Origin of the sequence: Pseudomonas sp. Marseille-Q1929, assembly GCF_017316265.1 — a bacterium.
In the GTDB taxonomy this organism is placed as follows: domain Bacteria; phylum Pseudomonadota; class Gammaproteobacteria; order Pseudomonadales; family Pseudomonadaceae; genus Aquipseudomonas.
In genome coordinates, this window is sequence record NZ_JAFLWU010000004.1 from 122,559 (window position 1) to 144,335 (window position 21,777).

General features: G+C 58.1%; 20 protein-coding genes. 5 read left to right on the forward strand and 15 right to left on the reverse strand.

Annotation, left to right across the window (positions count from 1 at the left end):
• Positions 1-63: 63 nt before the first annotated feature.
• From tauD to J1G37_RS08045, 7 genes are all read right to left on the reverse strand, one after another.
• Entirely contained in the window at positions 64-900 is an 837-nt protein-coding gene (gene tauD / locus J1G37_RS08015) for a taurine dioxygenase (protein WP_207040978.1), read from the reverse strand.
• Positions 901-911: 11 nt separating this feature from the next.
• Positions 912-1,739 (reverse strand): taurine ABC transporter permease TauC, encoded by an 828-nt coding sequence (gene tauC, locus J1G37_RS08020; protein ID WP_207040980.1) that lies wholly within the window; start codon positions 1,737-1,739, stop codon positions 912-914.
• The gene (gene tauB / locus J1G37_RS08025; protein ID WP_017254560.1) at positions 1,736-2,515 is read right to left on the reverse strand and encodes a taurine ABC transporter ATP-binding subunit; all 780 of its coding nucleotides are present in this window, start codon (positions 2,513-2,515) and stop codon (positions 1,736-1,738) included. Before tauB ends, tauC begins: the two co-directional genes overlap by 4 nt.
• A gap of 16 nt (positions 2,516-2,531) precedes the next feature.
• Positions 2,532-3,509, reverse strand: coding sequence for a taurine ABC transporter substrate-binding protein (gene tauA / locus J1G37_RS08030; protein WP_207040982.1), 978 nt, complete (start codon positions 3,507-3,509; stop codon positions 2,532-2,534).
• 263 nt (positions 3,510-3,772) lie between these two features.
• Positions 3,773-5,356 (reverse strand): glutamate--cysteine ligase, encoded by a 1,584-nt coding sequence (gene gshA / locus J1G37_RS08035; protein ID WP_207040984.1) that lies wholly within the window; start codon positions 5,354-5,356, stop codon positions 3,773-3,775.
• Between the two features lie 215 nt (positions 5,357-5,571).
• Positions 5,572-5,955 carry a PaaI family thioesterase gene (locus J1G37_RS08040; protein ID WP_207040986.1) on the reverse strand — a complete coding sequence of 128 codons (384 nt, stop codon included), beginning with the start codon at positions 5,953-5,955 and terminating at the stop codon, positions 5,572-5,574.
• Positions 5,955-8,291, reverse strand: a complete 2,337-nt coding sequence (locus J1G37_RS08045; protein WP_124526211.1) for a Tex family protein — start codon at positions 8,289-8,291, stop codon at positions 5,955-5,957. Before J1G37_RS08045 ends, J1G37_RS08040 begins: the two co-directional genes overlap by 1 nt.
• Before the next feature lie 354 nt (positions 8,292-8,645).
• On the opposite strand from J1G37_RS08045, the gene ompR reads away from it, so the two are divergent.
• Positions 8,646-9,386, forward strand: a complete 741-nt coding sequence (gene ompR / locus J1G37_RS08050; RefSeq protein WP_017737550.1) for a two-component system response regulator OmpR — start codon at positions 8,646-8,648, stop codon at positions 9,384-9,386.
• 117 nt (positions 9,387-9,503) lie between these two features.
• Complete coding sequence (locus J1G37_RS08055) at positions 9,504-10,817, forward strand: ATP-binding protein (protein WP_207040988.1); 1,314 nt, start codon at positions 9,504-9,506, stop codon at positions 10,815-10,817.
• Between the two features lie 141 nt (positions 10,818-10,958).
• Here J1G37_RS08055 and rimK read toward each other — a convergent pair whose 3' ends face one another.
• Positions 10,959-11,864 carry a 30S ribosomal protein S6--L-glutamate ligase gene (rimK, locus tag J1G37_RS08060; RefSeq protein WP_003187674.1) on the reverse strand — a complete coding sequence of 302 codons (906 nt, stop codon included), beginning with the start codon at positions 11,862-11,864 and terminating at the stop codon, positions 10,959-10,961.
• Positions 11,861-12,310, reverse strand: coding sequence for an ATP-dependent zinc protease (locus J1G37_RS08065; RefSeq protein ID WP_177325340.1), 450 nt, complete (start codon positions 12,308-12,310; stop codon positions 11,861-11,863). The genes rimK and J1G37_RS08065 overlap by 4 nt, the downstream gene beginning before the upstream one ends.
• 330 nt (positions 12,311-12,640) lie before the next feature.
• Here J1G37_RS08065 and J1G37_RS08070 point away from each other — a divergent pair, with 330 nt between their 5' ends.
• The 3 genes from J1G37_RS08070 to J1G37_RS08080 all read left to right on the forward strand — a co-directional run bounded on the left by J1G37_RS08070 (position 12,641) and on the right by J1G37_RS08080 (position 15,779).
• Positions 12,641-13,048, forward strand: coding sequence for a S4 domain-containing protein (locus J1G37_RS08070; protein WP_207041092.1), 408 nt, complete (start codon positions 12,641-12,643; stop codon positions 13,046-13,048).
• A 107-nt stretch (positions 13,049-13,155) separates the two neighbouring features.
• Complete coding sequence (gene hslO, locus J1G37_RS08075; protein ID WP_207040990.1) at positions 13,156-14,058, forward strand: Hsp33 family molecular chaperone HslO; 903 nt, start codon at positions 13,156-13,158, stop codon at positions 14,056-14,058.
• Between the two features lie 179 nt (positions 14,059-14,237).
• Positions 14,238-15,779: a phosphoenolpyruvate carboxykinase gene (locus J1G37_RS08080; protein ID WP_207040993.1), complete on the forward strand. Its 1,542-nt coding sequence runs from the start codon at positions 14,238-14,240 to the stop codon at positions 15,777-15,779.
• Positions 15,780-15,822: 43 nt separating this feature from the next.
• On the opposite strand, the gene J1G37_RS08085 is transcribed toward J1G37_RS08080, so the two are convergent.
• The 6 genes from J1G37_RS08085 to J1G37_RS08110 form a co-directional block, all read right to left on the reverse strand.
• A complete protein-coding gene (locus J1G37_RS08085) occupies positions 15,823-17,373 on the reverse strand; it encodes a hypothetical protein (protein WP_207040995.1) in 1,551 nt (516 codons plus the stop codon).
• On the reverse strand, positions 17,374-18,435 hold the full coding sequence (locus J1G37_RS08090; protein ID WP_207040997.1) for a hypothetical protein: 1,062 nt from the start codon (positions 18,433-18,435) through the stop codon (positions 17,374-17,376).
• A gap of 347 nt (positions 18,436-18,782) precedes the next feature.
• Positions 18,783-19,646 (reverse strand): DMT family transporter, encoded by an 864-nt coding sequence (locus tag J1G37_RS08095; protein WP_242551480.1) that lies wholly within the window; start codon positions 19,644-19,646, stop codon positions 18,783-18,785.
• Between the two features lie 146 nt (positions 19,647-19,792).
• Positions 19,793-20,149 carry a DUF1493 family protein gene (locus J1G37_RS08100; protein ID WP_207040999.1) on the reverse strand — a complete coding sequence of 119 codons (357 nt, stop codon included), beginning with the start codon at positions 20,147-20,149 and terminating at the stop codon, positions 19,793-19,795.
• 269 nt (positions 20,150-20,418) lie between these two features.
• Positions 20,419-21,054, reverse strand: a complete 636-nt coding sequence (locus J1G37_RS08105) for a DUF1493 family protein (protein ID WP_207041001.1) — start codon at positions 21,052-21,054, stop codon at positions 20,419-20,421.
• The gene (locus J1G37_RS08110) at positions 21,051-21,542 is read right to left on the reverse strand and encodes a hypothetical protein (RefSeq protein ID WP_207041003.1); all 492 of its coding nucleotides are present in this window, start codon (positions 21,540-21,542) and stop codon (positions 21,051-21,053) included. The genes J1G37_RS08105 and J1G37_RS08110 overlap by 4 nt, the downstream gene beginning before the upstream one ends.
• Between the last annotated feature and the right edge of the window lie 235 nt (positions 21,543-21,777).

Here is a 21,777-nt window from a genome sequence, read left to right on the forward strand (position 1 = left end):
CAATGAAATCATTGATAGCATAGCGGCTGTCCTGGGGATTCGACGAGCCCGCCCATCGGATCGTCAGAACGGAACATCCCCCAAAATCGTCGCCCGGTGCATCACCCGCCGTTGCGGCCGGTAATCATCCACGGCGTAATGCTGGGTCACGCGGTTGTCCCAGAACGCTACGTCGTTTTCCTGCCAGCGCCAGCGAATGGTGAACTCCGGCCGTGTGGCGTGGGCGAACAGCAGCTTGAGAATCGCCTCGCTTTCAGTCGGTTCAAGTTCGTTGATTTTGGTGGTGAACCCTTCGCTGACAAACAACGATTTGCGTCCGCTCACCGGATGCGTACGCACCACCGGGTGGGACAACGGTGGATTCTTCTTGCGGGTTTCTTCCCAGCGCGCCAGGTCTTCGGCAGTGTTGCCAAAGCGCTCCTGCGGAAAGGATTTGGTGAAGTCGTGTGTAGCCGTCAGCCCGTCGAGCAAGCGCTGCAATGGCGCGGACAATGCCTCGTACGCCGCAATCCCGCTGGCCCACAACGTATCGCCGCCAAACGCCGGCAGCAGCTTGGCGCTGAGCACGGCGCCGAGCGCCGGGGTGGGCAGGAAGGTCACGTCGGTGTGCCACACGGCGTTGTCGCGCACGTCGGTGACGGCGGTGTCGAGGATCAGCACTTCGGGCTGTTCCGGCACGTTGGGGTAGATCGGGTGAATATGCAGGTCGCCGAAATTCGCGGCGAACCGCGCTTGCTGTTGCGGGGTGATGGCCTGGCCGCGGAAGAACAGCACCGAGTGGGTGAGCAACGCCTGTTCGATGGCGTCGCGCTGTTCGAGGTTCAGCGGCTGGGTGATATCGACGCCACGGATCTCGGCGCCGAGGGCGATGCTCAAGGGGGTAACGGTCAGGCTGCTCATGCGGTTCTCACTCAATGTGCCTGGCCATGCCACGGCACTAATTTACGCTGCAGGGCACGCAAGCCCATTTCCATGGCGAAGGCGATCAGGGCGATCACCAGGATGCCCAGCACCACCACGTCGGTGACGAGGAACTGCGCCGCCGACTGCACCATGAAGCCCAGGCCGCTGGTGGCGGCGATCAATTCGGCGGCGACCAACGTGGACCAGCCCACACCCAAACCAATGCGCACGCCGGTGAGGATATCGGGCAGGGCGCTCGGCAAAATCACATGGCGGATCAACTGGGCGCGGGTTGCCCCCAGCGACTGCGCCGCGCGCAGCTTGGCCGGGTCAACGGTGCGCACGCCGGTCGCGGTGGCGATGGCGATCGGCGCAAAGATCGCCAGGTAGATCAGCAGCACCTTGGACAGCTCGCCAATGCCGCACCAGATCACGATCAACGGCAGGTAGGCCAGCGGCGGAATCGGCCGGTAGAACTCGATCAACGGATCGAGAATGCCCCGGGCGATACGGTTGGAACCGATGGCAATCCCCACCGGCACGGCGGTCAGCACGGCAAAGCCGAGGCCCAGGCCGATGCGGCTGAGGCTCGCGCCCAGATGCTGCCACAGGGTGGAATCCATATAGCCGCTGGTCGCCAGCAGCCAGCCCTTTTGCAGCACGGCGGACGGCGGCGGCAGGAACAGCGGTTCGATCAGACCGGTGGCAGTCACGGCCCACCAGATGGCCAACAGCGCGACCAGCGTCAGCACGCTGATCCAGCGCGTGCTCAAGCTGCGACGCACTGGGATAACGGTGTGCACCGCCGGCTTGGCGGCGAGTTCGTAGCTGCTCATGCGGACACCTGCCGTTGGGAGAACACTTTGCCCAGCACGTGTTCGCGGGTTTCGATAAAGCGCGGGTCGGACTTGATCGCCCGCGCCGATTCACCGGCCGCGTAGCGCTGGCCGAAGTCCAGGCTCAGGCGTTCGACGATTTGCCCAGGGTTGGGCGCCAGGAGGATCAAGTCCGTGGCGAGGAAGACCGCCTCTTCGATGTCGTGGGTAATCAGGAACACCGGCTTGGCCGTGCGCCGCCAGACTTGCAGGAGCAACTCCTGCATCTGTTCGCGAGTGAACGCATCGAGGGCGCCGAAGGGTTCGTCCATCAGCAGCACGCGCGGGTCGGCTGCCAGCGCACGGGCGAGGCCGACGCGTTGCTTCTGGCCACCAGAGAGCTGCCAGATACGGCGGCTGTCGAAACCGGCCAGGTCCACCAGGGCGAGCATTTCCCGGGCGCGCACTTCACGTTGCGCCTTGGGCACGCCGGCCAGTTCCAGGCCGAAGCCGACATTGGCCAGCACGTCCTGCCAGGGCAGCAGGGCGTCGTCCTGGAACACCACGCCGCGTTCGGCGCTGGGGCCTTTGACCGGCACGCCATCAAGGGTGATGCGCCCGGCAGAGGGTTCGACAAAGCCGGCGATCAGGTTCAACAGCGAAGTCTTGCCACTGCCGGACGGGCCGAGGGCCACCAGCAATTGCTGGGGCCCCAGGTCGATTGAGATGTCAGACAGTACCGGTTCTGTGGCGCCTGGGTACTGTGCGCTGATGCGCTCCAGTTGTAGCAAGGCCATCGCGATGAACTCCTGATCAGTTGGTAATGAACTTGGCGCTGACGTAAGGGGCGTAGTCCGGCAGTACGGCGTCAACCTTGCCTTGTTCCTTGAGGAACGCGGCAGTGTCGGTCACCGCCTTGGTGGTCGGTGCGCCCAGCAGGGTTACCTGGTCGGCGGCCAGCGGGTAGACGTTGCCTTGCAGCAGCAGCGGTATATCGCTGGCCTTGGCGCCGGAGAGTTTCACCAGCTTGTCGACGTTGCCTTTGTCGGCGATCCAGGCTTGTGGGTCTTTGCGGTAGGCGGCGTAGGCATCCAGGGTGACTTTGGCGAAAGCCGTGACGATTTCCGGGTGCTTGGCGGCGAAGTCCTTACGCACGATCCAGGCATCGAAGGTCGGTGCGCCAAACTTGGCCAGTTCGCCGGAGGTGATCAGCACCTTGCCGTTTTCCTTGGCCACGCCGAGGGCTGGGTCCCATACGTAAGTGGCGTCGATATCACCACGCTTCCAGGCGGCGATGATCGCCGGTGGCGCGAGGTTGAGGATGGTCACTTTCGACGGGTCGATGTTCCAGTGCTTCAGCGCGGCCAGCAGGCTGTAGTGGCCGGTGGACACAAAGGGCACGGCGATTTTCTTGCCGATCAGGTCCTGCGGGCCGTTGATCCCCGAACCATTGCGCGCCACCAGGGCTTCGGCGCCGCCGATCTGGGTGGCGACGAGGAAGGTTTCCGCCGGCACTTTGCGGGTGATGGCAGCGGTCAGCGGGCTGGAACCGAGGTAGCCGATCTGCACGTCGCCGGAAGCAATGGCCGCGATGATGTCGGCGCCATTGTCGAATTTGCGCCAGTCGATCTTGGCGTTGGTGGCTTTTTCATACGCGCCGTCGGCCTGGGCGACTTTGGCCGGGTCCACGGTGGTCTGGTAAGCGATGGTCACATCCGCCGCCTGGGCAAACAGGCTGGCACCGGCCAGGGACAATGCGGCCAAGAGGCGCAGAGGGGTCAATCGTTTCAAGGGGAAGCTCCTCAATCAGGCGGCCGAGGGTCGGCGTGTGAGGAGACTAAATGATCTAAGAACTCGAAAATAAATAACATTTTCGAATTAGCTTATGAGGAGAAGCGTGGAGCCAGATCTTCAGTCTGGCGCAGGCAAATGTGGGAGCTGGCTTGCCTGCGATAGCGGTAGGTCAGTAGCACAGATGCCAACTGATACACCGCTATCGCAGGCAAGCCAGCTCCCACACAAGCCAGGCTCCACAGAGGGGGCCGGGTTCTGTTTTAGTTACTGATTGCCAAAATGCTGGCCTGGTACGAGCCCACAAACACATCAAAGTCGCCCACTTCGTTCTGCTCCAACTCCGCCTGCTGTGCCAGCGACTTGCTGGCCAGTTCTTCAAAGTGCGCTTGCTCTGCAGCCGGTAGCGGTTCGCTGCGGAAATGCTCGGCATGCACCTGGCTCTGGTGCAGGGAAAACTGCGCAAAGCTCTCTTTGCGCTCGGCCATCGCCGCCAACACCTGGGCCGACGGGGTCAGGGACGGGTCCTGGACCTTCGCCAGCTGGGCGTCCAGGGCCTGGCTGTGTTCGTTGATGCCGTGGCTCTCATCGAGCAAAGCGGCCAGCGGGGCGATCTTCTCCAGCAACTCGGTGGCCCATTCCTTCATGCCCACAGGCTGGCCGTCGCGCTGCAATTGCAGGCCTGGACGGCGACCTTCCTTGACCACGCTGAGGAAGTTGGACGTGGCGTTGCCGCACTCGTTGCTGGCGAACAGCGGGCTGTCATTCAGCGCGCAGTACAGCAGGAAGGCGTCGAGGAAACGCGACTCCGGCAGGTCGATGCCCATCGGCAGGAACGGGTTGATGTCCAGGCAGCGCACTTCGATGTACTGGATGCCACGGGCCATCAGCGCCTGGATCGGCCGCTCGCCGGTGTAGGTCACACGTTTGGGGCGGATGTTGGAGTAGTACTCGTTTTCGATCTGCAGGATGTTGGTGTTGAGCTGCACCCATTCACCGTCCTTGTGCGTGCCGATTTCGACGTACGGCGCGTAGGGCGTTGCCACCGCTTCGCGCAGGCTGTCGGTGTAGCTGCTCAAATCGTTGTAGCACGGCGTAAGACCGGCCTGGGCATTGCTCTGGTAACCCAGGTCGCTCATGCGCAGGCTGGTGGCGTACGGCAGGTACAGGGTGTCGGCGTCCAGCACTTCGAGCTGGTGCGAGCGACCGCGCAGGAAGCCGGCGTCCAGGGCCGGCGACGCACCAAACAGGTACATCAGCAGCCAGCTGTAGCGGCGGAAATTGCGGATCAGGGCGATGTAGGCCGTGGACTGGTAATCGCGGTCGGTGCCGACAAATCCTTCAGTCTCCTTGAGCAACGGCCACAACTGTTCCGGCAGGGAGAAGTTGTAGTGGATGCCGGCGATGCACTGCATGGTCTTGCCGTAACGCAGGGCCAGGCCCTTGCGGTACACGTACTTGAGCTGCCCGATATTGGACGTGCCGTAGTAGGCAATCGGAATGTCTTCCTCGGCCGGCAGCGGGCACGGCATCGAGGGGCTCCACAGGTATTCGCTGCCGAGCTTGGTGTAGGCAAAGCGATGGATCTTGTCCAGGCTGCTCAGGGTATCGGCCGGGTCTGGCAGGGCGGGAGTGATGAACTCCAGCAACGATTCCGAGTAGTCGGTGGTGATCTGTTCGTGGGTCAACGCGGCGCCCAGGGCTTCGGGGTGCGGCGTTTGTGCCAGGCGGCCTTCGCCGGTGACGCGCAGGCATTCGCGCTCGATGCCGTGCAAGCACTGCTCTAGCAGGGAGAGGTGTTCGCGCTTGCCGAGCAAAGCCAGGCGGCGGTTGAGAAGTTCGCTCAAGTTGGATTCCTTCACGCGTCAGTCGCCCCAATATGGGGGTGGGCAGGACGGTCTACAAGGGTGAAGTTAAAACTGGCGTGATCGCCTGGTCTAGAGTCGATTTGACCCGCTCTGAAAAAGCCGACTTCACTCCATGAATTTGGCTATAGCGCAGCAAGAAAATTCCGACGCTGTTTAGTGCAGCGCCGAAATTAACTCAAATCGAGGGTGGGGAGCTATAGGACAGCGAAGGTGCCTTGTGCTTTTGCGACCAGTTTGTCGTCCTGGTACACATCCGCCTCGACCACCAGGGTGCGTCGGCCAGCATGAATCACCCGGCCGGTGCACAGCACGTCACCGTCTTCGACGGCGCGGATGTAGTTGATCTTGCATTCGATGGTCGCGCTCTGCTGGTCGAAACCATGGGTGCTGGAACAGGCCAGCCCCATCGTAATGTCCACCAGGCTGAAAATCGCCCCGCCGTGGAGCTTGCCCGCGCGGTTGCGCAGGTGCGGCTCCAGGGTCAGGGCCACCTCGGCAACGCCTTCTTCAAGGCGTTGCAGGCGGCAGCCGATCAGTTCGCTGAACGCGCTCTGGGTCAACCCGGCCGGGATTTCCATCAGCGTTTCTTCAACTGCTTGGCGTTGGCGAACAGCGAGGCCATGGCGTTGTTGCTTGGTGCGGCGGTCGCGGTTTCCTTGCGCGGCGCGGTGTTTTCCGAGCGGTTCTGCGACTGGCGCGGCGCCGAGCCTGGACGGGCGCCACGGGCACCGTCGATTTTCTCGCCAGGGGTGTCGCTCATGCGCATCGACAGGCCGACGCGTTTGCGCGGGATATCGACTTCCATGACCTTGACCTTGACCACGTCACCGGCTTTCACCGCCTCACGCGGGTCCTTGATGAATTTCTCCGAAAGCGCAGAGATATGCACCAAACCGTCCTGATGCACGCCGATATCCACAAACGCGCCGAAGTTGGTCACGTTGGTCACCACGCCTTCGAGGATCATGCCCAGCTCGAGGTCCTTGAGGTCTTCGACGCCGTCCTGGAACTCGGCGGTCTTGAACTCGGGACGCGGGTCGCGGCCAGGTTTTTCCAGCTCTTGCAGGATGTCGGTGATGGTCGGTACGCCGAAGGTTTCATCGGTGTACTTCTTCGGGTCCAGGCGCTTGAGGAACGCGGCGTCGCCGATCAGCGAGCGGATGTCGCGGTCGGTTTCGGCGGCGATGCGTTGCACCAGCGGGTAGGCTTCCGGGTGGACAGCGGACGAATCCAGTGGGTTGTCGCCGTTCATGACGCGTAGGAAGCCTGCGGCTTGTTCGAAGGTTTTCTCACCCAGACGAGCGACTTTTTTCAGCGCGGCGCGGGTTTTGAAGGCGCCGTTTTCGTCACGGTGGGTAACGATGTTCTGCGCCAGGGTGCTGTTCAGGCCGGAGATACGCGCCAGCAGGGCGACGGAGGCCGTGTTTACATCCACGCCGACCTTGTTTACGCAGTCTTCCACCACCGCATCCAGGCCGCGCGCCAGTTTCAGCTGCGACACGTCGTGCTGGTACTGGCCGACGCCGATGGATTTCGGGTCGATCTTCACCAGTTCGGCCAGCGGGTCCTGCAAGCGGCGGGCAATGGACACCGCGCCACGGATCGACACGTCGAGGTCCGGGAATTCCTTGGAGGCCAGTTCCGACGCCGAGTACACCGAAGCGCCGGCCTCGGAGACCATGACCTTGGTCATCTTCATGGCGGGGTATTTCTTGATCAGTTCGGCGGCCAGCTTGTCGGTCTCGCGGCTGGCGGTGCCGTTGCCGATGGCGATCAGGTCCACGGCGTGCTTGGCGCACAGCGCTGCGAGGATCGCCAGGGTCTGGTCCCACTTATTGTGTGGCACGTGCGGGTACACGGTGGCGTGGTCCAGCAGCTTGCCGGTGGAGTCGACCACCGCGACCTTGCAGCCGGTGCGCAGGCCCGGGTCGAGGCCCAGGGTGGCACGCGGGCCGGCCGGTGCGGCCAGCAGCAGGTCGTGCAGGTTGTGGGCGAACACGTTGATCGCCTCGGTTTCGGCGCCGTCGCGCAACTCTCCGAGCAGGTCGGTTTCGAGGTGGGTGTAGAGCTTGACCTTCCAGGTCCAGCGCACCACTTCACCGAGCCACTTATCCGCAGGACGATTCTGATTCTGGATGCCGAATTGTTGACCGATCATGCCTTCGCACGGGTGCATGGTGCCCGGCAGCTCGTCGCCGACTTTCAGCGCGGAGCTGAGAATACCTTCGTTGCGCCCGCGGAAAATCGCCAGCGCACGGTGGGACGGCATGCTCTTGAGCGGTTCGTCGTGTTCGAAGTAATCGCGGAACTTGGCGCCTTCTTCCTCTTTGCCGGCGATCACGCGGGCGCTGAGGATGGATTCCTGCTTCAGGTAGGTGCGCAGTTTTTCCAGCAGGCTGGCGTCTTCGGCGAAGCGCTCCATGAGGATGTACTTGGCGCCTTCGAGGGCGGCCTTGACGTCGGCGACGCCTTTTTCTGCGTCGATGAAGCGCGCGGCTTCGGTGTCCGGGGTCAGCGACGGGTCGTTGAACAGGCCGTCGGCCAGCTCGCCGAGGCCGGCTTCCAGGGCGATCTGGCCCTTGGTGCGGCGCTTCTGCTTGTACGGCAGGTACAGGTCTTCGAGGCGGGTCTTGGTGTCGGCGAGCTTGATGTCGCGTTCAAGCTGAGGGGTCAGCTTGCCCTGTTCCTCGATGCTGGCGAGGATGCTGATACGCCGTTCGTCGAGTTCTCGCAGGTAGCGCAGGCGCTCTTCCAGGTGACGCAGCTGGATGTCGTCGAGGCTGCCGGTCACTTCTTTACGGTAACGGGCGATGAAGGGCACCGTGGAGCCCTCATCCAGTAGAGCGACGGCCGCTTCGACCTGTTGCGGGCGTACACCGAGTTCCTCGGCGATGCGGCTGTTGATGCTGTCCATAAAACCACCTGAAATTCTGAAAGCAGCCCGCAGGCCCGTAGAACAAGGCCTTGCGCGGCTGGTTGAGCGGCCCGACTGGCGCCGCTGCCTGGGTCAAGAGGCAGCCTATTGACCCTCGAAATCGAAAAAATCACGACAAGCGGGTAAAAAAAGCCCGGCAGTAAACGGTAACGATCTGACGTTGCCCTGCACGAAGGCGCCGCATTATAACCAGCGTTCTGTCCTTGGGGGGACTGTGCCAAAGGTTGTAGGGCGCGGGTTCGCTGGCAGTAGAGGAAAAATCTGCTAACAATGCACACGGTGCGTATAACGGCAGCTACGCCATAATGCGCGCCGAGATAAGAGGAGCATCCAATGAGCAGCACTGCACAAACTGCTGAAGGCGAAAAAATTCTCATCGTTGATGACGATCCGGGGCTGAGCAGCCTGCTGGAGCGTTTCTTCAACTCCAAGGGCTACCGTGCCCGCGCGGTGCCGAACACCGAGCAGATGGATCGTCTGCTGGGGCGTGAAGTATTCAACCTGGTCGTCCTCGACCTGATGCTGCCGGGCGAAGACGGCCTGACTGCCTGCAAGCGCCTGCGCAGCGCGAACAACCAGATCCCGATCATCATGCTGACCGCCAAGGGCGATGAGCTGAGCCGCATCAAGGGCCTGGAGCTGGGCGCTGATGACTACCTGGCCAAGCCGTTCAATCCGGACGAGCTGATGGCGCGGGTCAAGGCCGTATTGCGTCGCCAGGCACCGCCGGTTCCGGGCGCGCCGGGCAGCGAAGACGAGAGCGTTACGTTTGGCGACTACGAGCTGTCGCTGGCGACCCGTGAGCTCAAGCGTGGTGACGAAGTGCACATGCTGACCACGGGCGAGTTCGCCGTGCTCAAGGCGCTGGTCATGAACGCACGCCAGCCGCTGACCCGCGACAAGCTGATGAACCTGGCCCGTGGCCGGGAGTGGGACGCTTTGGAGCGCTCCATCGACGTGCAGATCTCCCGTCTGCGCCGAATGATCGAGCCGGATCCGTCCAAACCACGGTATATCCAGACCGTGTGGGGCGTGGGTTACGTGTTTGTGCCGGATGGCACTGCAACCAAGTGACCGAAGATTTGCAGGAACGGGCATCCATGGGTTCGGCTCCGTGAGGGTCGACGGGATGCCCGGCGTCTGCAATTCTGCGAGCGCCGCTCATTCCTGCAAGGTGTCTAGCTGTCTTCTATGAAAACCCCGCTGTGGTTCCCGCAAAGCTTTTTCTCCCGCACCCTTTGGCTGGTGCTGATCGTCGTTCTGTTTTCCAAGGCACTCACGCTCGTTTATCTATTGATGAACGAAGACGTGCTCGTGGATCGACAGTACAGCCACGGCGTCGCCCTGACGCTGCGTGCCTACTGGGCCGCCGACCCTGAGAACCGCGAGAAGATCGCCAAGGCCGCCACCCTGGTGCGCGTGGCCGGTGCCGGTGTGCCGGAGGGCGAACAGCATTGGCCCTACAGCGAGATTTACCAGCGCCAGATGCAGGCCGAACTGGGTGAAGACACCGAGGTGCGTCTGCGCATGCATGTATCGCCTGCGTTGTGGGTGCGCGCGCCGAGCCTGGGTGAGGATTGGCTGAAAGTGCCGCTGTACCCGCACCCGTTGCGGGGCCAGAAGATCTGGAACGTGTTGGGCTGGTTCCTGGCCATTGGCTTGCTTTCGACTGCGTCCGCGTGGATTTTCGTGCGCCAGCTCAACCAGCCGCTCAAACGCCTGGTGTTTGCCGCCCGCCAACTGGGCCAGGGGCGCAGCGTGCGCCTGCCGGTCAGCGATACCCCCAGTGAGATGACCGAGGTGTACGGCGCCTTCAACCAGATGGCGGAGGACGTCGAACAGGCCGGGCGCGAGCGCGAGCTGATGTTGGCGGGGGTGTCCCATGACCTGCGCACACCGTTGACGCGCTTGCGTCTGTCACTGGAGTTGATGGGCAACCATAGCGATCTCACCGACGACATGGTCCGGGATATCGAGGACATGGACGCGATCCTCGACCAGTTCCTGGCGTTTATCCGTGATGGCCGTGACGAAGTGGTCGAGGAAGTGGACCTGACGGACCTGGTACGTGAGGTGGTGGCGCCCTACAACCAGAATGGCGAACAGGTGCGCATGCGCCTGGAGCCGATCCAGCCGTTTGCGCTGCGTCGGGTGTCGATGAAGCGCCTGTTGAACAACCTGATCGGCAACGCCTTGCATCACGCGGGTTCCGATGTGGAAGTGGCGGCCTATGTGTCCGGCGACAGTGCTGCGCCTTATGTCGTGCTGAGCGTGATGGACCGCGGCGCCGGTATCGATCCGGACGAGCTGGAAGGCATCTTCAACCCGTTCACCCGTGGCGACCGTGCCCGGGGTGGCAAGGGGACCGGCCTTGGGCTGGCGATTGTGCGGCGGATTGCCTCGATGCATGGCGGCAATGTTGAGCTGCGCAACCGTGAGGGCGGTGGCCTGGAGGCGCGGGTGCGTTTGCCGCTTGGGCTGATGCTGCCCAGAGACGCGGTCTAACAGACACCCAGTAACCCAATGTGGGAGCTGGCTTGCCTGCGATAGCGGTGGTTCAGTCAACAATTATGTTGAATGTGCCGCCCTCATCGCAGGCAAGCCAGCTCCCACAGTCTTTTGTGGTGGCTGGTAGAGAGCGTGAAATCAGCCCTTGCCCTTGGTCCGCGTCATATTCGGCCCACCATTCTTCTCCAGATGCTGAATGATGATCCCCGCCACATCCTTGCCCGTGGTGGTTTCAATCCCTTCCAGGCCCGGCGATGAATTCACCTCCATCACCAGCGGCCCGTGGTTGGAGCGCAAGATATCCACACCTGCCACGCTCAACCCCATGACCTTGGCCGCCCGCAGCGCGGTCATGCGCTCTTCCGGGGTGATCTTGATCAGGCTGGCGCTGCCGCCACGGTGCAGGTTGGAGCGGAACTCGCCCGGCTTGGCCTGGCGTTTCATCGCCGCAATCACCTTGTCGCCCACCACGAAGCAGCGGATATCCGCACCACCGGCTTCCTTGATGTATTCCTGAACCATGATGTTCTGCTTGAGGCCCATGAACGCCTCGATCACCGACTCTGCCGCCGTGGCGGTTTCACACAGCACCACGCCAATGCCCTGGGTGCCTTCCAGCACCTTGATCACCAGCGGTGCGCCGTTGACCATCTCGATCAGGTCGGGGATGTCGTCCGGGGAGTGGGCAAAACCGGTGACCGGCAAGCCGATGCCCCGGCGTGACAGCAGTTGCAGCGAGCGCAGCTTGTCCCGCGAGCGGGCGATGGCCACCGATTCATTGAGGGGGAACACGCCCATCATTTCAAACTGGCGCAGCACCGCGCAGCCATAAAAGGTCACCGAAGCGCCGATACGCGGGATGACCGCATCGAAGCCCTCCAGGGGTTTGCCCCGGTAGTGGATCTGCGGCTTGTGGCTGGCAATGTTCATATAGGCACGCAACGTGTCGATCACCACCATTTCGTGGCCACGTTCGGTGCCGGCCTCGACCAGGCGGCGGGTGGAATACAGACGCGGGTTTCGCGACAGCACAGCAATCTTCATGCAGCACCTGGGGCAGAAATAGTAGAGACCGGGAACACCGGCTTGTCTTGTACGTACTTGACGCCGGGATTGACCACCAACTGGCCGTCAATCAGCGCCTTGGAACCGAGCAACAGGCGGTAACGCATGGCTTTGCGGCAGGCCAGGGTGAATTCCACCCGCCATACCCGATCGCCCAACGCGAGGGTGGTGCTGATGACATAGCGCACCTGCGCATGGCCGTTGGAGCTCTTGATGGTTTTCATCGTCACCAGGGGCGCTTCACAGCGGCGGTGACGCAATTGCACCACGCTGCCCAGGTGCGCGGTAAAGCGCACCCAGTTCTCACCGTCGCGCTCAAAAGGCTCGATATCGGTGGCGTGCAGGCTTGAGGTGCTGGCGCCGGTGTCGATCTTGGCGCGCAGGCCGGCCACTCCCAAGTCGGGAAGTGCCACCCACTCACGCAGACCCACAACGGTCAAATGGTCAAATGTCTTCAATATGGGTAACCGGTCATTCAGAAATGTTTCGTAGTCTTCGAGGACAGTAACGTCCAACTGCGCATGGATTGTGACAATCCCCGACCATCCGTGAAGGGGTGGCGCCGAATTCGCGGTATTCACGCAGAATATTCGGCAAATGGCGACAGATATCGCTCAGGTGCCGGTAATCAGTCGGTGCAATGGAAAGTCACGTAAAACTCCAGCCGCCTGGCGTATCTTAGGTGAGCCTTGAGGTTTATGCGTCGAAGGGTTTCAACGGTAAAGTTGCGACATTTTTCAGAGCGAGGAATTCAAGTGGCTCAAAAGCAGGAAGAGGAAGAAAAGGTCCGTTTGGACAAGTGGCTGTGGGCGGCGCGTTTTTATAAGACCCGTGCCCTGGCCAAGGCCGCCATCGAGAGCGGCAAGGTGCACCATCGCGGCGAGCGCTGCAAGCCGGGCAAAGAACCGCGCGTCGGAGATGAGTTTCAGATTCGTACAGGGTTTGATGAAAAGACTGTCGTAGTACAGGCGCTTTCCGCTGTGCGACGTGGTGCGCCTGAAGCCCAGGCGCTGTACGCCGAGACCGAAGCCAGCATCGCCAAGCGCGAAAATGCGGCGGCGATGCGCAAAGCCGGCGCCATCGGTATGACCACCGATGGCAAACCGAGCAAAAAACAACGTCGCGACCTGTTCAAGTTTCGCGGCAGCGGAAACGACGACTGAGGCCACCGGCAATCGCCCAAAGCGTCACTTGGCTTGGAACTGCCTCGGTTTGTTCATAAACTGCAGCATCTTCGCGTCAATATTCTTCAATTCAGATACCCAGACCTATGACTGATCTACCGGATACCGACTTCACCCAACGCTTCATCTTCGACGAGACCGACGCCCGTGGCGAACTGGTCTCGCTGGAGCGCAGCTACGCCGAAGTCCTCGCCAAGCACGCCTATCCTGAGCCGGTCGCGCAATTGCTCGGTGAGTTGATGGCGGCTGCGGCGCTGCTGGTGGGCACCATGAAGTTCGACGGTTTGCTGATCCTGCAGGCCCGTTCCGAAGGCCCGATCCCGTTGCTGATGATCGAGTGCTCCAGCGAGCGCGACATCCGTGGCCTGGCCCGTTACGAGGCCGACCAGATCGCCCCGGACGCGACCCTGTCCGACCTGATGCCCAACGGCGTGTTGGCACTCACCGTCGACCCGACCGAAGGCCAGCGCTACCAGGGCATCGTCGACCTTGACGGCGAGACGCTGTCGGACTGCTTCACCAACTATTTCGTGATGTCCCAGCAAGTGGGCACCAAGTTCTGGCTCAACGCCGACGGCCATCGTGCCCGTGGCCTGCTGCTGCAACAACTGCCGGCCGATCGCATCAAGGACGACGACGATCGCGCGGAAAGCTGGCGCGGTCTCACCGCCCTGGCCGGCACGCTCACGGCGGAAGAACTGCTGGGCCTGAGCAACGAAACGATCCTGCACCGCCTCTACCACGAAGAAGCCGTGCGTCTATTCGACGCACAGTCCCTGCGCTTCAACTGCAGCTGCTCACGCGAGCGCTCGGCCAATGCGCTGGTCAGCCTGGGCCTGGAAGATGCACAGAACCTGGTGGTGGAACACGGCGGCCATATCGAGATCGACTGCCAGTTCTGCAATGAGCGCTACCTGTTCGATGCCGCCGATGTGTCGCAATTGTTCGCCGGCGCAGGCATCGACACCCCTTCCGATACCCGCCACTAAAACGTTTAAGCACAGGTAAATCACCTGACAAACGCCGGATTAGCGCAGTTCTGACGGGAGGGCCCTACTCTTTTTGGGCTTTTCTGGCATAATCCGGCCCACTTTTTTCGCGGTAGTAGTGCGCAACTTTCTACTACAAAACGTTTGGAGCACTCGGCCATAGGCCGACGGGGAACCTCATGACGCAAGCCAATAACGCCGTATACACCGATCTGAGTGTTGACGATCTGGTCAAAGAAGCCCTGCAGCGCGGTGAAGGCGTGCTTGCCGATACTGGCGCGCTGGTCGTAGAAACCGGTCACCGTACCGGTCGTTCGCCAGTCGATCGTTTCATCGTTGAAGAGCCGACTACCCAGGACGCCATCGCCTGGGGCCCGATCAACCGCAAGTTCCCGGCCGACAAGTTCGATGCCCTGTGGGCTCGCGTCGAGGCCTTCAACAATGCGCAAGAGCATTTCGTTTCCCACGTTCACGTAGGTGCGGCCGAAGACCACTACCTCGCCGTGAAAATGACCACCCAGACTGCCTGGCAGAACCTGTTCGGTCGTTGCCTGTTCATCAACCCGGCCCAGTACAACCCGGCCGGCCGTGATGAATGGCAAGTGCTCAACGTGGCCAACTTCGAGTGCGTGCCAGAGCGTGACGGCACCAACTCCGACGGTTGCGTGATCCTCAACTTCGCCCAGAAGAAAGTGCTGATCGCCGGCATGCGCTACGCCGGTGAGATGAAAAAAGCCATGTTCTCGGTGCAGAACTTCCTGCTGCCGGCTTCCGACGTGCTGCCAATGCACTGCGCCGCCAACATCGGCGAAGCAGGCGACGTGACCCTGTTCTTCGGTCTGTCGGGCACCGGTAAAACCACCCTGTCCGCCGACGAAAGCCGTTACCTGATCGGTGACGACGAACACGGCTGGGGCGAAGGCGTGGTGTTCAACATCGAAGGCGGTTGCTATGCCAAGTGCATCGACCTCTCCGAGAAGAACGAGCCGGTCATCTGGAAAGCCATCAAACACGGCGCCGTGCTGGAAAACGTTGTCATCGACGACGCCAAGCACGCTGACTACACCAATGTCAGCCTGACCCAGAACAGCCGCGCTGCCTACCCGCTGGAACACGTTGCCAAGCGTTCCGAGAAGAACCTGGGCGGCGAGCCAAATGCGGTGATCTTCCTGACCTGCGACCTGACTGGCGTACTGCCACCGGTGTCGATCCTCAGCGAAGAACAAGCGGCCTACCACTTCCTGTCCGGCTACACCGCACTGGTGGGCTCGACCGAAATGGGTTCCGGCGGCGGCATCAAGTCGACCTTCTCCACCTGCTTCGGCGCACCGTTCTTCCCGCGTCCGGCTGGCGAATACGCAGAGCTGCTGATCAAGCGCATCCGCGGCTTCGGCTCCAAGGTCTACCTGGTCAACACCGGCTGGACCGGCGGCGGCTACGGCGTCGGCAACCGCTTCAACATCCCGACCACTCGCGGCGTGATCGCAGCGATCCAGAGCGGCGCGTTGATCGGTGCTGAGACCGAACACCTCGATACCATCAACCTCGACGTGCCACTGGCCGTACCGGGCGTTGAGACTGGCCTGTTGAACCCACGCAACACCTGGGCTGACAAGGCTGCCTACGATGAAGCGGCGAAGGCGCTGGCTGGCTTGTTCATCGAGAACTTCAAGAAGTTTGAAGTGAGCGATGCGATCAAGGCTGCGGGTCCTAAGTTGTAAGATTCGATCGTTGTGAAAAAGCCGCCTCTTGTAGGCGGCTTTTTTATGTCGATAGAAGATTGGTTTGAGGCAGAGGTGCGTTCTTTATCTGATCTTTGATCGTTGGTGGAGAAATTAAGTCGGTTTTAGGTTTGGGAGAGATGGGATCAACGGTTGAGATTGCAAGCCCGATTGAGAAAACAAGAAAAAACAAAACAATTGTAAAAATCCAAAGAGTTGTATATTTTTTTATTCGCTCCTTTGTATGTATATTAATACTTGCTATTGCAGGCTCAATGCTCAAGTTCAATTCGTCTTCGCTAAGAATGTTTTTATAGTTTGTCAAAATTGAATTTTTAGTCTGGGTTGTTATATGCGTGATTCTATCTTGGGTGTCTTTTCTAGAGAAGTGCAGCCAGAGAGCTGAAGTTGCACAAATGAAAGCGGATATTAAAAAATATTCTTTTGAAAAAATCTTTTCAGAACCAGCGTCTTTTAATCCGTTAATGGCTACGACTGAAATTATGAATGAAACAAAGGCTACGGTGCTATTCTGGAATGAGCTGATGAATCCGTCGGTCGAATCCAGAACTCTCTTGTTGAATTCGGATATGAACTCTAATAATTTACCTTTTAATTCAAGGTATTGGCTTATGTTTTCTTTTAGGTATATTTCGTAATTTGATTGAATTGTGTGCCAAGTGTTACTTGTAAGATTTAGGCTTTGGTCTTGATGGTTTAAAGTTATTATGTTTCTGATTAATCCTAGTTTGTCGGTGGAAGGGCCTTCTGCAAAAGCCCATGAATATATTTTGAAGGCGATTTTATTATCTTCTTTGAGGTCCTCCGGTCGCTGAGCAATTGTGACGAAGGATCTATATCCGTTAAATTTAAACTGCACTTCCCCATTTGCATTGACCTCCGTACTGTTAGACAAAAAAGCAAGAGCGTAAACGAGTTTTGAGGTTTCGAAAAAAGTTACCAGCTTTGGATCTATTTTTTCTTGAGTTGAAAGTTCGAAGTCATCAGCCGTAAAATTATTAGGCAGCCCTACTGATGTAGTGCCTTCTTTAAAGGACTCGATTCGTTTGTTTCGTCTTTTGATTGTGTGTGGCTGGCTATGTTTTATGTTTTCGCCGTGCTTTATGAATTTTATGACCTCGCTTCCGAAAGGCGTTATATCTTCGAATACTTCGAATGTAAGATGGCTTCCCATATTTCTACTGAAGAGCTCTATAGATTTCAATACGCTTTGGGATGAAATGAACTCTGCGAACAGTTGTAGGTTGTATACGGAGTAAGTGCTTTCGCTAAGTGTTTTATTTATCTTGAGCTCTAGCGTTAAGCCTGTGTTTTCATCGTTGTGCTCCTGATAGTGTTTTTGCAGTTCATCTATATTTGGCTGTTCGCAGGATGTTATTGTTTTATCTGCGCCATCCAAATCAATCGTAAACTCAAAACTATCCCTGGCCGCTACTCCTGCCAGTTGAGCCACTAAGGTATTGATATCCTGCCAGCAGTGCTGTTCCAAACTCATGTCCAGCGAAAATCTAGAAAGCACGTCGCGGGCTTCAAATGCTTTAGATTTTTTTTTAAGTTCGGATAGATTTAGCATCTATAGCTCCCGTTCTTTTCTTTTGAACTGCTTAGCCAGTTTTGATTCTATCACCACTAACTCTCGTCCATCTGATGTGACTTCTGACCAGACTTTTTCAGACAAGTTGCTAATGCCTTCTCGGATGGAAAGGGAAATCTCAGTTGTGAGTTTGTAATTTGTATTGCGAAACGGTACTGCTGAAGGTACTAATTCAAATACGGTATCGAAACCTTTTGCTTTTGGGAGGTCTTTAAGTTTTACGATTATTTTTTGTTTGGCTTCTTCGAATTTTTCATTGTCTGATTTGTATTTTGATATTGTGTCTTCAACAAAACCTAAATAGTTCATCGCACCTTCTTTTTTGAAGGCGGCAACAGTGGCATTTCTAAGTATGGTGTAGTCCTGAGGGAAGTCTTTTTTCAATGTTGCGAGTTTTGTTATCGTTTCTGTACAAGCTGTAGTTGTGTTGTATGTGTCTGTGTTTCTTTCCTTTAATTCAAGGAACTCTGCCCACCAGTATTTGGTAAGTCCTGATTTCGAATCATAAATATTAATGCATGTTGGTGACTTTTTTTCGTTATAGTCAACCTTGAATGCTTTGTATACTTTTTCGGTTAAACTTAGCCCTTTCCTTTTCTTGAAGTCGATGTCATCTAAAATGACCAAATGGTCGACCTTTACACCAAGATATCGGAGGTTTCCATTTTCTTTATAAATGAACTGTAAAAAACTACCTGTTTTAACATGGGCGCCCTCATTTTTTCCAAGATGTTTGTATCGCTCATTAGTTATTATCTCTTGGTCTAGTAGTTTTTGTACGAGTTGCTCTCCAGCGAGATTGGTGCTTAAGTCTTCGCTATCTGATACTACCCTCGTTGAAAGTTTGAAGGCACTCTCTGGCTCACTGAAATCAAAAATCCTTTTTTGCTCTTTATCGTTGATTTCTACTAGTAATGTTTCGAGATACACCTCAAGATCTTGGTTCTTAAGATCGCCGGCAATTTGCTCTTTTGTTTTGTTTAAAATGTCCACGTGGAAAAAGCACGTGCTAATTACGCTATTTCTATCAAGAACTGCCATAGGGAGCCTCTTTAAATTATTTGATAAGGTGAGTTATTTTGTTCTTTGGCGGCGGACTTGCGCGAGCGTATTAACCAGTTATCGACTAGGTAGATTGTAAGTCGAGGGGGGCGTTCTATTTCGGATTTCCCTATCCAGTATGTCGCATCCATTTGCTTTCCTTTCATCCTTGGGCAGCGCCAATATTTAGTCGCTATGCCTGCGCTCGGACAGCGCTTCAAGAGGTTAAGCCGGAATAGCATCATTTTGCTAGCATTTAGATGCGATCAAGGCTGGCTATCCCAAGTTTAGGATTCGGTTGTTATGAAAGAGCCGCTTCTTTCAGACGGTTTTTTGTGCGTGACAGATCAGTGGGCGATGTGTAAAACCACGGCCCCGGCCAGCACCAGCACGACCCCCAGCACCTGCACCCTCGACAACCGCTCCTTGAAAAACACAAACCCCAGAATCGCCGCGATTCCCCCCGACAACGTACTGATCACCGTCACCACCGACACCGACCCCGCCATCGCCCCCCACGAAAATGCCGAGAACCCACCCAGGTTCATCAGGCTCGCCCCGGTCAACGTCGCGCAGTTTTTCAGCGGCGGGATTTTCAGGCCATCCTTGATCCTCAGCACCATCATCACCAGCACGCAAAGCCCCACCAGGTAACCCAGCCACAACATGCTGATCGGCCCCAGCGCCGGCAATGTATAGCGGCCTTGCAGCCAGAAACTGGTGCCGTACAGCGTTGCGGCGAGCATGGCGTAAGCGATGGACAGCCGTGGGTTGTTGTGAGGCGTGCCGTTGTCCTTGTGGAGGCTGGAGAGGATCACGCCGACCACGCACAGGGCGATGCAGCCCAGTTGAAGCAGGCTGATGTGTTCACCGCTGGCCCAGGACAGCAGCGTGGTGACTACGCCGTAGGACGTCACCAGCGGCGCGACGATGGCGGCTTTGCCGAGGGCGAACGCCTTGGACAGTGCGAGGGCACCGGAGACGGTGAGCAGGGCGGCGGCGATGCCCAGCAGCCAAACGCTCAGCGGCGCGTCGAGGGATTTGAAGAGGAAGGCCGGGAAGATGACCAGCAACAGGGTCATGATCAAAAAGCCGAGGGCTTGGCCGAAGTACACCGCGCGTTTAACGCCGACGGCGCGGGCGTTGAGGCCCACGAGGAAGTCCGTGCCACCCCAGAGCAGGGCGGCCAGCAGGCCCATTGTTACGTCCATGTAAGGTCCTTGTTGGTTCGTGCGCGGCTTGCCAGATTAGCGCAGATCGAATGTGGGAGCGGGCTTGCCCGCGATAGCGGTGTGTCAGTTGATACCGCCATCGCGGGCAAGCCCGCTCCCACAGTGGGGTCTCTGTGTTGTTGAGGTCAGCTGAGGTTTTCCAGGGTTTGCGTGTCCCAGGTGTGGGTCTTGATCGCCAGGTACAGCATGCCGATGGTCAGAGGGATTTTGTCGCCGCGACCCTTGGCGCGGTGCTTCAGGAAGACATCGAACACCGGCGGGTTGAAGTAGCGATAGGCGTCGTAGTCGCCCATATCGAGGGCAAACTCCTCCTCCACGGCTTCCATGAACTGCTTGGCCTCCGCACCGTCGCAACCGAGGTCGAAGTTGATCGAGGTTTGCAGGCGCAGGGTCTTGTGTTTCGGCAGGCCGATTTCTTCGTGCAGCAGTTGCAGGAGTTGCTGCATGGCGAGGTCTTCGGGGAAGTCGGCGGCAAGGTTCATGGTGGGGGCACGCAGGAGTGGGTGAGGGGGATGGTTGTGTTGCAGGCGGTATTTGTTGCGGGTGATGAAGAGTGCCAAGCCTATCAAGAATACGAAGACAGGTAGGAAGGGCATTCTGAGAATCACCGCCACGTAGGGTAGTAGGAACGTCAAAGTGAGCCCGGTCACGAGAAATGTGAGTGCGAAACGCTTTCTGAGGGTGGGGTCTGTGATTTGTAGATGCAGCAGCAAGTAAAGGCCGAGGAAAAAGGCTGTTTGCAGATAGATACTCATGACGACGGGTAACCGATTGCTTCGAGCGTCTCAGAGTCCCAGCGTTTGGCTCTGATGGCTTGGTAGAGCATGTTGATGGTGAGTGGCGCCTTGCCTTCGCACCCTCTTTCTACATATCGCAAATAGACGTCGAAACCTCGGCGCTTGAAGTAGCGGTTGCTTTTATAGTCACCGAGTTTCAAACCGAAATCTTGTTTCAGCGCTGCCATCAATCGTCTGGCCTCGCTACTGCTACAGCCGAGGTCGTGGTTGATTGAGGTATTGAGGTTAATGGCCTGGTGCTTGGGCAGGCCCACATCTTCATGTACGAGTTGTAGAAGATGGAGCATGAGGGGGTCGTCTGGGAAATCGGCGGCCAAGTTAAGCGTGGGTGCCACAAGCAGTGGGTGAGCGGATTTGGTTCGACTGTAGCGGTGGCGGTCCAGGAACAGTCCCGAACCTAATAGGACTGCGCCTATCGGCACGCTGGGCAACTGGGCTTCGTGTGCCCAGTAAGGGAGCCATATTGCACAGGCTAGCCCTGTGGCTAGCAGAGACAAACCGACATACTTCCTTAGGTTTTGCGCGCGTATTTTATTGTCGATGACAACGTTCAACACAATAAAAATCAGCCATTGCAGGTACTCCATCATCGGGTGATGCCCCCCATGAATGGAATAACCATTGCAGACATGGAGCGCTGGGGGCCTATCCCACCATCGACCTGCGCTTCAATTCCAATAACCACATAGCCTGCGTGATAGGTGCGAATGAAGCTTTTGGTGATTACTCCCACCGTTGTGGCAGCAACGCGAGCCACGAGTTTTGAAAATGGGTGAATTGGCGCGCTGAAAGCGCCCGCTAGCAGCAAAGCGATGATGGTCCCGCGCTCATTGAACAGGTCCGCCTGCTGTCGGGTTAGCGGTTTGGTGATCGCGATGGTCATCCTGCAAGGCAAATCGCGAGCAAGCATTTTTCCGTAGAGATCCACCAGTTGTTGGCGGACCTTATTTGCGGACGCGCCAGCGTCTAGTAGGCAGAGGTTTGCCAGCGCGTGCCGATTGGCAGGTAAAACGGTAACGCGCAACACGGTGAAAATGACGCCGTAGTGGCCGATGTATTGAGTCCTTTCGATGTTCACAGGGTTTTGCCCAGGCCGTGGAAAAGGCGCTAGTTTCGGTCAGGCGAATGTGGGTTTTGTAGAGGGGCGCATGAGTGTTTTAAGCAGTTTCAGACGCGGATGTCACGGTGTTTGGCGGTTTCTTACAGTGCCGTCCGGCATTGGTAGCTTGGCAGTGATTTCACAGGAAAAACGCGCCAATTGTGGGAGCCGGGCTTGCCCGCGATGACGGTGGGTCAGGTAGGGGATTTTCGGC